The following is an 11,487-nucleotide window of genomic DNA, read 5'->3' on the forward strand; positions in this document are numbered from 1 at the left end:
CCCCCCTCTGAATGGTTTTGATTCACTTGAGACCTACGATCCTTCCGTCGTCCTGAAGATCCATCCTCATGGCGGCGGGGACCTTGGGCAGACCGGGCATCAGAGTCAATGTTCCGCACTCGGGGACGATGAATCCCGCTCCTGCGGAGATGTTGATCTCCCTTACGTGGAGCTTCCATCCCTTCGGGACTCCCTTCAGGGTGGACACGTCGGACAGTGATGCTTGTGTCTTCGCGATACAGATGGGCAGCTTTCCGAATCCGTCCTTCTCGTATCCCTCGATCCTCTTGTCGACCAGCGGGTCGTATGTGACTCCGTCCGCTCCGTAGATCTTCTTGGCGATGATCTCGATCTTGTCCTTGATGGGCTGGTCGAGCTCATACAGGAACTTGAAGTCGGTCTTGGAGTTCTCGATCGTGTCAACAACTGTCTGGGCCAGTTCCTTGGCTCCCTCTCCTCCCTTGATGAATCCGTCGTTGAATGCGACGGCGACGCCCATCTTCTTGCAGTGGTCGCGGATGTAGTCCATCTGTTCCTGGGTGTCCTGTACGAAGTGGTTGATTCCAACGACCACGGGCACTCCGTAGGAGCTCATGTTCTCGATGTGCTTGTCGAGGTTGCACATTCCTTTCTCGAGGGCCTCGATTGTGAGTGTGGACTCGTCCTCGAGCACTCCTCCTCCGTGTGTCATGAGTGCCTTGACGGTAGCGACGATGACGACGCATGAGGGCCTTAGGCCGGACTCCCTGCACACGATATCCATGAACTTCTCTCCTCCCAGATCGGAAGCGAAACCAGATTCCGTTATGACATAGTCGGCAAGCTTCAACGCAGTCCTGGTGGCGATGATGGAATTGTTTCCGTGAGCGATGTTCGCGAAGGGGAATCCGTGAACGAACACGGGCTGTCCCTCGAGTGTCTGGACGAGGTTGGGGTTGATGGCATCCTTCAGAAGGACCATCATGGCTCCGACGCACTTCAGATCCTTGACAGTGACGGGCTTGTTGTCGTATGTGTATGCAACGACGATCCTCTCGAGTCTCGCCCTGAGGTCTGCACGGTCCTTGGCCAGACACAGGATGGCAGCGATTTCCGAGGCGGATGTGATGATGTAACCGGACTCGTGGGGGACTCCTCCCTTGATCTTGTCTTTTCCGAGACCTGTGACGATGTTCCTGAGCTCACGGACATTCATGTCCACGGTCTTCCTCCACACGACACGTGCAGGATCGATCTGCAGGGGGTTGTCCCTGACGAGCTCGTTGTCTACGATTGCGGACAGCAGGTTGTGAGCCGCTGCGACCGCGTGGATGTCTCCTGTGAAGTGGAGATCGATATCCCACATGGGGTAGACCTGAGCGTATCCTCCTCCTGTTGCTCCACCCTTGATTCCGAATGTAGGTCCGAGGGAAGGCTCCCTGAGCGCTCCGACGACGTTCTTGCCCAGTGCACCGAGACCCTCCATGAGTCCGATGGAAGTGACAGTCTTTCCCTCTCCGGCGGGAGTGGGTGTGATAGCGGTCACCATGACGAGCTTTCCGTCCTTTTTGTCCTTGAGCCTCTCAAGGTTCTCGATGGGTACCTTTGCGATGTACTTTCCATAAGGGCTGATGTCGTCCTCTGAGAGTCCGATCTTAGCCGCGATTTCCTTGATTGGTTTCGGTTTCGCATCATATGCGATATCGATATCTGCTTGCATGAGTGATGGCAGTTCTTTTGCGCTAATAAGGATACGCTTAACAAGGCAAAATTAGTAAGTAAATTTTGGTATTCCTAAAAATTTAAATAGAATTTAGTCATTCCTAAAATCAAGCACTGAGCCATGAGCTACATCAAAGACTGCGAGCGATTGCGGCCTTATGATGGTCCTTTGGGATCAAACACCTTACACCAACATTGCCGGTCGGGGGGCCGGCAATGACCTCAAACGATTTCATTAAAAGTGGCCTCTTGCTTCGTTTGAAGTGAAGTAAAACAAAGAGGCAAGAGGCCATGAAATTCATAGGAATTGATGTACATAAACGCATCTTCACAGCTTGTGTTTTGGATGAGAATGAGAAGGTCGTCGGAGAGATTATCGACGCAGAAACTTCTGAGAAAGGACTCGATGAATTCATCGAGCAGTATCCTCCTGAGGATTGTCGTATCGTTTTTGAGAACCTCGGAAGAGCCCATTTCGTGTTCCATTATCTTTGGGATAGGGGGTACGCGGTCGATGTAGCACATACTGGACACGGTTCGATGCAGGAAATTGCCAATTGCAATTTCAAGACCGATCGCATTGACGCATACAAGCTGGCGCTTGTTTGCAAGGACATCTGGTCAGGAAGGAAGTTCATCAGGCGTGCGCATCTGTCGAAAGACGATGTGATGAGGATGAAGGGTCTCGTTAGGATCCATAACGAATGTGCGAACATCAGGGACGAGATGTATCTCCGCATTCTTGAATATATGAGCCTTCACAACATCCCGGAACATCCGAGATACAAGGATGTCAAAGGACAGGGGTACAGCCAGTATCTTCTGGATATGAAGGATCCTGCGCTTTCAGCGATGGTGAATATGATGTGTTCTGCTATCTAGCAAGTGAATGTGGCCAATGAGGAAATCAAGAGATATGCAAGGAAATCCGAGGATGCCAGACTGCTGATGACCATCAAGGGTGTTTCGGCTTTGACAGCAGTCACGGTCGTGACTGCCATCGACGGCATCTACAGATTCGAGACCCCGGAGAAATTGGTATCCTTCTTCGGTCTGGCCGTTCCTCACAAGGAGTCCGCTCACAAGAAGCAGAAGGTGGGCGTGATCACCAAGGAAGGCGATCCGCTGGTCAGGAAGTATCTGGCCAATGTCGTAATACAGCAGAACATGTGGTGCAAGGACAGCGATCTTTCGCAATTCTTTAGGAAGAAAGCAGAATCCATGCCACATTGGAAAGCCGTAACGGCGGCGATGAGGAAGCTCACCTCCATCATCTGGGCGATGCTGACTAAGAAGCAACCTTACAAGTTCCACCCCATGATGCAATCTTGATGAAGCTCGATTTAGGCTCCGGGTACCGGAGCCAGTCCAATGAGGACAGATCGTATTCTGTCCTGAGATGAGGGAATCGGGAGGTCCGTCCGACGTGACCGCGAAGAGGTTTTGCAGGCATAGACCGCGTTCATCAAACTTAGGCAGTTCGGACAGGACCAAGGTCGACATCGTTGTGCGGCAATGACCGCGGGGTAGGGAAAATGGCATTCTGAAGACTCATCTACGGAAGGTTTACGATCGTAGTTCGAAAAACCTTCGCATCAGCGAAAGCTTTTTCTCACAACCAGAGGATGTAATCGCAAGAGGCCACTTTTAATGAGGGAAACCTCTTACGGCAGCAGAAACCTGAACAAGGGCATAACCTCTGTAGGATGTAACCAATGCTTAGCCCGAGGGATGGGATGTGGCCATAATTAGTAACCTCTGGCCGGGGGTCGAAGGATCCCCGGCCAATATCTATTGAATGTTTTGTTCCCATACATCCAACTATCTGGATGCTTAATTTTTCGATTTTGCGAATTAATTTTAGTCTTGCCAAATTATAAATAGATAATTTAGGTTGTCCTAATTATGAGTCTAGCGAACAGTATGCACATCCCTCCGGGTGCAGTTTCCAAAAGCGTCGGTCCGTCGCTGCCCGTTTCATTCCTCAAAGAAGGAGAATCAGGCACGGTCCTGAAGATATCAGGCAACGACGAAGTCAGGAAGTTCCTCGCTGGGCTCGGATTTGTGCAGGGTACTGTGGTGAAGGCTGTCTGCAACAACAATACCGGTCTGATCTTGGATGTCAGAGGCTCCAGGGTCGCACTTGACAAGGTAATGGGACAGAAGATCCACATCACCCAATGAGCTGATAGCATGACGAATTTGAAGGAAGTCTCCATTGGATCCACCGTCAAGGTGAAGAAGATCAATGGGGAAGGAGGCCTGAAGAGACACATCATGGATATGGGCATCACGAAAGGTGTCGAGATCTATGTACGTAAGGTCGCACCGCTGGGGGATCCAGTAGAGATCACCGTCCGCGGATACGAGCTGAGTCTCAGAAAGGAATACGCTGAGATGATTGAAGTCGAGTGACTGATCATCATTATCAGGAGGGATTGAAATGAGTTTTACAATAGCTTTGGCTGGGGACCCTAACTGCGGCAAAACGACCCTGTTCAACGCATTGACCGGGGCGTCGCAGCGTGTAGGTAACTGGCCTGGCGTAACGATAGATAAAAAGGTCGGTAAGATCAAGGGCACGGATTCGGAGCTCGTAGATCTTCCCGGCATCTACTCACTGTCGCCCTATTCCCCCGAGGAGATAGTGTCTAGGAATTTCATAGTGAACGATGACCCCGATGCGATCATCAATATCGTCGATGCCACGAACCTGGAGAGGAACCTCTTCCTCACACTCCAGATTATCGACATGGGTAAACCCGTCGTCGTGGCGCTGAACATGATGGATGAGATTGAGAAGCTCGGGGACAAGATAGATATCGAGAAGCTTTCCGCTGGATTGGGCGTCCCCGTGGTCCCCATCTCCGCAAAGGAGAAGAGGAACATCGACACGCTGGTCAGCAAGATCGAGGAAGCAGCGGAGAAGAAGGATAAAGTCTCCTTCGTGAAGTACAGCGATTCCATAGAGAAGGTTGAAGTCGCTGCAGAATCGGCACTGAAGGGAAAGGTCCCCGATCAGAGCATCAGATTCTATGCTTTCAAACTGATCGAGGGCGACAATGCCGTCATGGAAGACGTTCCCGGTGCGAGAGAATCCATATCGGATGCCATCGAGGCGCTGGAGAAGGAGTTCGACGACGATGCCGACTCCATCATAGCCGACAGTAGGTACGAGAAGATCGGAGAGATCGTCGGAGATGCATGCTCCAAGGCCCCCAGGGATGAGAAGGGAACATTGTCAGACCGCATCGACAGGATAGTTACCAACAGGATCCTCGGTCTGCCTATATTCGTGGGCATCATAGCACTCGTTTACTTCCTCGCGATGTACGACGGACCTCTGGGGACGTCCCCTGGAGCATGGGCGACCGGATGGCTCAATGACTTCATCGGCGAGGAGATCATTCCCGGTGTTGAACAATGGTGCATCGAAAACGGTGTCAACGAGGCTCTCACCGGCCTATTGTGTGAGGGTATCCTATCTGGTGTGGGCGCCGTAATCGGATTCCTTCCCCAGTTGGTCGTCCTGTTCATCGGTCTGGTCATTCTCGAGGAGGTAGGTTACATGGCCCGTGTCGCATTCGTCATGGACCGCGTATTCAGATACTTCAACCTCTCCGGAAAGTCGTTCATACCCCTGCTCGTCAGCACAGGATGCGGAGTGCCCGGAGTCATGTCCACAAGGACCATAGAGAGCGAGTCCGACCGCCGTATCACTGCGATGACCTGTACATTCATGCCCTGCGGTGCGAAACTGCCGGTCATTTCGGCTATCGCTGGAGCATTGGCAGGAAGCGTCTGGGTCGCTGTGTTCGCATACGTCATGGGAATCGTCCTCGTGATCATCTCTGGAATTATAATCAAGAAGTTCAAGGGAATGGCTGGAAAACCATCCCCGTTCATCATGGAGCTGCCGCCATACCACGCACCTGGACTATACAGCAGCGCCAAGACGGTCTTCGACAGGTCCTGGGCCTTCGTCAAGAAGGCGGCGACGATCATCCTTCTTGCGATGGTCCTTGTCTGGTTCCTCAGAACTTTCGACTGGAGCCTTCAGATGGTCGAGGATATGGACGAATCCATATTGGCAACCATAGGAGGCATATTGAGCTACATCTTCATCCCGCTCGGATGGGGCGACAACTGGGAGCTTCCCGCAGCGTCCATCACCGGACTCATCGCCAAGGAGGACCTCATAGGAACCTTGGAGCAGCTCATAACTACCGATTCCATGCCAGACATATCTGATGCATTGGTTTCGATGGCCCAGAGCACAGCCGGAACCGCCGCTGGGGCGATGATCCTGTCGTTCTTCACATTCAACATGTTCTGTGCACCCTGCTTCGCAGCCATAGGTGCGATCCACAGGGAATTGGGAACATGGAAGGCGACCGGCTTCGCATTCGCCTACCAGTGCATACTGGCGTACTTCGTGTCGACCATAGTCTATGTGATCTATGCGGCCATGATTGGCGGTCTGAGCGACGTAGCCTGGTATTCATATCTGTTCGCAGTCTTAGGTTTCATGATCATCGCCTACTTCCTGGTGGCGAAGGACCCGTTGAAACCGTTCTGCAAATACACGGAGAAAACGACAGCATGAGCTCGGGCGACCTCATAGTGATTGCAGTCATATCACTCATGGTGATCGGTGCCATACTGGTGCTTTGGAACAACTATCGCAAAGGCAGAAACAGCTGCGGCTGTAACTGTTCTGGATGCCCTCGCTCCGCTACGTGCAAATCTCCGAACGTGGAGATCGAAGACTGCGATTGCTGCAAGAAGAACTGAAACCAGAAACGGGGCGCAAGCCCCTTACTTTCTTTGTTATTATCATATTCAATATTGCCGATAGATCCGCGGAAAATATCGGCAATGATCCCCAACTATCGGGAGAAATCGGAATTGAAAATAATTTAGCCCCTGCACATGCAGGGGCTGGTATGGTTGACGATCAGTAGCTCTGGCTGACCACGATATAATACTTACCATAATCGCAGTCGGCGACACCGTTGAACGACACTTTCTTCAGATTGCTGTCGATGGTTCCACTGTAATAACCGAAGTAGTGCTTCCCCTCATAGAAGAACTGCGACTGGATGAAGAACATGTATCCGCCGTCGGACTTGGCTACGAAAGACGCCCACTGGGCAGTACCGTGGAAATTCTCTCCTCCGTAATCGGTGGAGATGAGGATGATGTCATCGCTCTGCGCATCTATCGTAAGGGTGATGTCGTTGCTGAATTCCCTAATTAGATTCGGTTCGCAGTCGAACAGCATCGCCTTCTCCTTTCCTTCGAAAGACAGTCCAGCCAATTTAGCAGGGATCGTCTGATGCTTCGCTGCGTCCCCGTATGCGACGTACCAAACACGGTTCTCATCAACCAGCTCCTCCTGAGAGAAGGAGTAGATGTTGCCGTTGCTCAGATATATGTTGTCCATTAGGATATCATCGTTGAAGATCGCCATCGAGAACCATTGTCCTTCATCGATCTTTATCGATACAAACCTGAAATCGATATAGGGGTCCTCGGAATGAGATATGTAGAACGCCACATCACCGTGGTTCTCCAGCATCTCGAAGGAGTATTCGTTGGACATGATGTCTGTAGTGCTGTCCGAATCGATCCTATATGCCTGGAATGCGTCGAGGATCGTTCCGTCTGCAGGCATATCGCTCTTCACGGTTGGAGCGCCGTTGCCCGCATCCACACCCTTGCGGACGAAGTCGAGCACGGTAACACTTCTGGTGCTGTAGTCCACGGTGGACACTTTGATCCAATCCCCGTCCGCCTTGGCGAACCCCCTAAGGACGTCTGCGTTGAACATGCTGAATGTCAGGATGTCACCGTCCAGTGCACACACAGCCTTCTCGTCTCCGATCTGAATGTTGTAGAATCCATCCTTGCGATCTGTGATCTTCATCTCGAGATCGAATATCTCGACGACCTCGTAACATGGCTCATCGTCCACGTATTTTCCCGTGGCGATGTGCTCTAGGGTCCATTCTCCGAGAAAGTCCTGCGAATCGCTGTTGTTGTTCTCCATCACGAAATATGATCCGATGAGACAGAGGACGACGACCGCCAGGGCTGCTCCCAGTACAGTGGCTGTCTTCATAGCCTTTGTATCCTTGTCTTAGAAAATAAAGGTTTATCGTTCACAGCATTTTACTTCCAGAGTCTAAAGTACCCTGCATTCCATCAATATTGAGGGTGCGGGCTAAATATGTGCTCATCGATTCGATCTCATGAAATACAGATGCCCTATGTGCGGATACATCTATGATGAGGATGAACAGGGAGTCAAGTTCGCTGACCTTCCCGACGATTGGGAGTGCCCCGTCTGCGGAGAGCCCAAATCCGAGTTCGTCCCAATGGACGACTGATCACAGTCCGTCTATCTTCACGAATTGGGCGTTCTGCTTGCGGCGGATATCGGTGAGGAACTCCTCAGCCAGCTTATTTCCCGCTGCGGCGGAACGTCCGAACCTTTCCATCGCTTCTTCAGTGTCCTGCGCTATGCCCAGGCCGCTATACAGCATCCTGGCGGTCATGAACAGCGCATCACCGTCTCCGGACGAGGCCACCTCATCGTAAAGGACGAATGCCTTCTCCAGATTCTGCTTGGTGCCCCTTCCTTCATAGTACATGGTGGCGAGATTGAACTTGGCAGGGTCGAATCCCTGGTCGGCTGCCTTCTCGTACCATTTCTTGGCCTCATCGAATCCTCCTGGGATCTTCCCATCCTCCGTCAGCCTAGCAACCCTGAACTGTGCCTCCGGGATCCCTCCCTCGGCAGACTTGACGAACCACTTTACGGAGTCCTTTCTGGACTCGTCCGTGGCGACTAATTCGGATTTTATGTATCCGACCATGAACATGGATTGTGCGTTGCCTGTGTCGGCGGAGAGCTTGTAGTAATGGAGAGCCTTGCTGGAATCGGGCTCCGTGCCGTACCCGTAGAGGTAGATGGCGGCGATCTCGGGATATGCTAGATCCACACCCCCCTCTGCAGCCTTCTCGAACCAGATCCTGCATTGCTCCTTGTCCTCGGGGTATCCGTATGAGCCGGTGTATATTCCGCCTAGCCTGAACATGGCGGGGGTGTTCCCTCCTTCTGCTGACTTCTTGTAGAGCTCTACAGCGCCCTCGACGTCCTTGGGTGTGCCCATTCCGTTGATCTTCATCTCCGCCAAACCGAAGTAACCCTCGGGAGACCCGAGTTCGGCGGCACGTTCGAACAGGGCTACCGCCCTCTCGGGATTGGTCTGATAACAGTTGACTGCCTGCATGCAGTAGACGGCAGGATCTTCCATGCCCCCCTTAACTGCTCCCAACGATTTAACCCAATGCATTTCTATCCGTAGGTCTATCCAAAGCCCATGATCAAGGGACCATTGGTTTATGCTGCGGTCATCCTAGCCGCTGCCCTCATGGCGATGTCGGCTCTCATGGTTTTGGCAAGGGACTTCTTCATCGAGAACCAAATGATCATCATGGTTGCCTCCGGATTGATTGCTTTAGGGGTCGTCGTGGTGCTCATAATGATGCTCATACGCACCAGAAGAAGTGCTGAATGATGATGGAAAAACGTCTTCCAGAATGGCTACGAAATCCGTCATCAAAACTACTTTACTTTTCAAAATTAAGCCGTCACCTTTTATAAGCTACGAATATCGTAAAACCGTTACCTTTATATTATATAGAGTGAAAACCATCGCTTCCGCGATGGGATTATGAAGGTAGGTATAGACCTCGGAACAACATACTCTGCAGTAGCAAGATATGACACGGCAACCAACAAGCCGATCATGCTGAACAACTCGTTCGGAAAGGAGATCACACCGTCAGTCATCTGTTTCCTAGATGACGGCGACATCCTGGTCGGTGAGGATGCCAAGGACATGCAGTCGAACGGTACAGGAGTCAACGCCGCAGCTTTCAAGCGCAACATGGGCGACGGCTCCGTAGTGGTGAGCTTCAACGGAAAGGATTACACTGCCGAGGACCTCTCCGCAATGCTGCTCAAGCACCTCATAGAGGATGCAGAGAAAGCGACAGGCGAGAAGGTCGACGAGGCTGTCATCACGGTCCCCGCATACTTCGAAGATGCACAGAGGACCGCTACCAAGCGCGCGGGCGAATCATGCGGCATAAAGGTGCCCAAGATCATCAACGAGCCTACCGCGGCTGCAATTTCATACGGATACAAGCACTCTGCTGACAAGACGCTCTTGGTCTACGACCTCGGAGGAGGAACCTTCGATGTCACGATCGTCAGGATCAGCAAAGGAAACATAGAGGTCGTAGGTACCAACGGAAACCACATCCTTGGAGGAAAGGACTGGGACGCTGCGATCGTCAAATTCGTATGCGACAAGTTCTACAACGAGTTCGATGTGGATCCGAGGGACGACCTGCCTACCAAGAACGAGCTCATCGTAGCTGCAGAGGGATACAAGAAGACCCTCTCGATAGCAGAGAGCGTCACCATCCCCGTTAACTACGACGGATGCAGCGAGAAATACACGCTCACAAGGGACGAGTTCGAGTCCATGACAGAGCACCTGATGAACGCCACCAAGGAGGTCTGCGAGGACCTCATGGATTCCGTCGGGATGCAGTGGACCAACATCGACGAGATCCTCCTGGTCGGAGGATCCACAAGGATGCCTGGAGTCGCCAAGTTCCTGAAGGACCTCACCGGACGTGAGGTCATCACACACGGCGACACCGATCTTGCGGTCGCCAAGGGAGCTGCCATCACAGCCGAGCTGTACAGCAGCAGCGCCACAGGCATCAGGGCTGCCATGCAGGTCACGGACGTCACCGCCCACAGTCTGGGAGCACTGTCCGTCAGCAAGGACGGCAAGAAGTACGTCAACGAGATCATGATCAAGAGGAACTCCAAGGTCCCCAGCAACTGCAGGAAGCAGTTCGAGATAAAGCCCGGCAACGTCACGGACAAGATCGAGGTCTATACCCTCCAGGGAGAGTCCAGGGTGCCTTTGGACTGTAACGTCCTCGCCAAAGTGGTCATCTCCGGATTCTACAACAGCGGAAAGGGAGAGATCATCGACATTGAGTACAATTACGACGAGAACGGAATCGTCAACATCAAGGCATTCCAGGGCGAGGAGCCACTGGAGGTAAAGTCTGAGCCCGTCCCTGAGGATATCAGGTGGATGGGCGGTGACCCGCACGACAAGCCCAGCGATGCTGTCATCGCAAAGAACATCGCGATTTGCGTCGATCTCTCCAGGAGTATGGATGGTGAACCCATCGAGGCTGCAAAGGACTCGATACGCAACTTCGTCCGCACGCTTTCCGATGATGAGACCAGATTCTCCCTCATCGGATTCGGTGACAAGATCAAGGTTGTCCAGGAACTCACCAACGATACGGATGTCATAATGAACTCCATTGAGGAGCTCAAGGTCAAGATGCTCGGAAGGGGTACGGACGCCAGCCCGCTCGCCACTGCGAGTGCGGTCGTGGGCGGACAGCCCGGAGTCGGCATCATCGTAGTGCTCACGGACGGAATCTGGGGAAAGAGGGAGAATGCCGTAGAGCAGGCCCTCGCCTGCAGGTCCGAGAACATCACGATCATCGCAGTCGGTCTCGGAGAGGCCGACACATCGTTCCTCAGGCAGATCGCCACTGTCGACGACGGTGCTCTGTTCACCACCATCGACAAGCTCGGAGACACCTTCGGTACGATCGCAACCGCGATTTCATCTGGTAACATGGGTCTAGCTGTGCGCTGAACAGGTCGTTAAC

General features: G+C 52.5%; 12 protein-coding genes. 8 read left to right on the forward strand and 4 right to left on the reverse strand.

Going from position 1 to position 11,487, the window contains the following annotated elements; genetic code table 11:
- Positions 1–22: 22 nt before the first annotated feature.
- Positions 23–1,699: a formate--tetrahydrofolate ligase gene (locus PED39_07940; protein ID WII07513.1), complete on the reverse strand. Its 1,677-nt coding sequence runs from the start codon at positions 1,697–1,699 to the stop codon at positions 23–25.
- Between the two features lie 293 nt (positions 1,700–1,992).
- On the opposite strand from PED39_07940, the gene PED39_07945 reads away from it, so the two are divergent.
- The 6 genes from PED39_07945 to PED39_07970 all read left to right on the forward strand — a co-directional run bounded on the left by PED39_07945 (position 1,993) and on the right by PED39_07970 (position 6,495).
- On the forward strand, positions 1,993–2,583 hold the full coding sequence (locus PED39_07945) for a transposase (GenBank protein ID WII07514.1): 591 nt from the start codon (positions 1,993–1,995) through the stop codon (positions 2,581–2,583).
- Positions 2,584–2,592: 9 nt separating this feature from the next.
- Positions 2,593–3,033 (forward strand): transposase, encoded by a 441-nt coding sequence (locus PED39_07950; protein WII07515.1) that lies wholly within the window; start codon positions 2,593–2,595, stop codon positions 3,031–3,033.
- 573 nt (positions 3,034–3,606) lie between these two features.
- On the forward strand, positions 3,607–3,885 hold the full coding sequence (locus PED39_07955) for a FeoA family protein (protein ID WII07516.1): 279 nt from the start codon (positions 3,607–3,609) through the stop codon (positions 3,883–3,885).
- A 9-nt stretch (positions 3,886–3,894) separates the two neighbouring features.
- Positions 3,895–4,116 carry a ferrous iron transport protein A gene (locus tag PED39_07960; GenBank protein WII07517.1) on the forward strand — a complete coding sequence of 74 codons (222 nt, stop codon included), beginning with the start codon at positions 3,895–3,897 and terminating at the stop codon, positions 4,114–4,116.
- Positions 4,117–4,144: 28 nt separating this feature from the next.
- A complete protein-coding gene (feoB, locus tag PED39_07965) occupies positions 4,145–6,307 on the forward strand; it encodes a ferrous iron transport protein B (protein ID WII07518.1) in 2,163 nt (720 codons plus the stop codon).
- Positions 6,304–6,495, forward strand: coding sequence for a hypothetical protein (locus PED39_07970; GenBank protein ID WII07519.1), 192 nt, complete (start codon positions 6,304–6,306; stop codon positions 6,493–6,495). Before feoB ends, PED39_07970 begins: the two co-directional genes overlap by 4 nt.
- 163 nt (positions 6,496–6,658) lie before the next feature.
- On the opposite strand, the gene PED39_07975 is transcribed toward PED39_07970, so the two are convergent.
- Positions 6,659–7,825: a hypothetical protein gene (locus PED39_07975; GenBank protein ID WII07520.1), complete on the reverse strand. Its 1,167-nt coding sequence runs from the start codon at positions 7,823–7,825 to the stop codon at positions 6,659–6,661.
- A gap of 130 nt (positions 7,826–7,955) precedes the next feature.
- Between PED39_07975 and PED39_07980 the strand changes: the two genes are divergently transcribed.
- Positions 7,956–8,093, forward strand: coding sequence for a rubredoxin (locus PED39_07980; protein ID WII07521.1), 138 nt, complete (start codon positions 7,956–7,958; stop codon positions 8,091–8,093).
- Here the strand turns inward: PED39_07980 and PED39_07985 are convergent, their stop codons facing one another.
- Both PED39_07985 and PED39_07990 read right to left on the reverse strand, forming a co-directional pair.
- Positions 8,094–9,023, reverse strand: a complete 930-nt coding sequence (locus tag PED39_07985) for a tetratricopeptide repeat protein (protein WII07522.1) — start codon at positions 9,021–9,023, stop codon at positions 8,094–8,096.
- An 86-nt stretch (positions 9,024–9,109) separates the two neighbouring features.
- Positions 9,110–9,262, reverse strand: a complete 153-nt coding sequence (locus tag PED39_07990; protein WII07523.1) for a hypothetical protein — start codon at positions 9,260–9,262, stop codon at positions 9,110–9,112.
- Positions 9,263–9,443: 181 nt separating this feature from the next.
- Here PED39_07990 and PED39_07995 point away from each other — a divergent pair, with 181 nt between their 5' ends.
- Positions 9,444–11,474, forward strand: coding sequence for an Hsp70 family protein (locus PED39_07995; GenBank protein ID WII07524.1), 2,031 nt, complete (start codon positions 9,444–9,446; stop codon positions 11,472–11,474).
- Positions 11,475–11,487: the final 13 nt, after the last annotated feature.

This window comes from Methanomassiliicoccales archaeon LGM-RCC1, from assembly GCA_030168575.1.
Taxonomy (GTDB): Archaea; Thermoplasmatota; Thermoplasmata; order Methanomassiliicoccales; family Methanomethylophilaceae; genus Methanoprimaticola.

Bases quoted from the DNA above. Each gene is read 5' to 3' on its own strand.
- PED39_07940 (WII07513.1), bottom strand. From the start codon at position 1,699: ATGCAAGCAGATATCGATATCGCATATGATGCGAAACCGAAACCAATC.
- PED39_07945 (WII07514.1), top strand. From the start codon at position 1,993: ATGAAATTCATAGGAATTGATGTACATAAACGCATCTTCACAGCTTGT.
- PED39_07955 (WII07516.1), top strand. From the start codon at position 3,607: ATGAGTCTAGCGAACAGTATGCACATCCCTCCGGGTGCAGTTTCCAAA.
- PED39_07960 (WII07517.1), top strand. From the start codon at position 3,895: ATGACGAATTTGAAGGAAGTCTCCATTGGATCCACCGTCAAGGTGAAG.
- feoB (WII07518.1), top strand. From the start codon at position 4,145: ATGAGTTTTACAATAGCTTTGGCTGGGGACCCTAACTGCGGCAAAACG.
- PED39_07970 (WII07519.1), top strand. From the start codon at position 6,304: ATGAGCTCGGGCGACCTCATAGTGATTGCAGTCATATCACTCATGGTG.
- PED39_07975 (WII07520.1), bottom strand. From the start codon at position 7,825: ATGAAGACAGCCACTGTACTGGGAGCAGCCCTGGCGGTCGTCGTCCTC.
- PED39_07980 (WII07521.1), top strand. From the start codon at position 7,956: ATGAAATACAGATGCCCTATGTGCGGATACATCTATGATGAGGATGAA.
- PED39_07985 (WII07522.1), bottom strand. From the start codon at position 9,023: ATGGAAGATCCTGCCGTCTACTGCATGCAGGCAGTCAACTGTTATCAG.
- PED39_07990 (WII07523.1), bottom strand. From the start codon at position 9,262: ATGAGCATCATTATGAGCACCACGACGACCCCTAAAGCAATCAATCCG.
- PED39_07995 (WII07524.1), top strand. From the start codon at position 9,444: ATGAAGGTAGGTATAGACCTCGGAACAACATACTCTGCAGTAGCAAGA.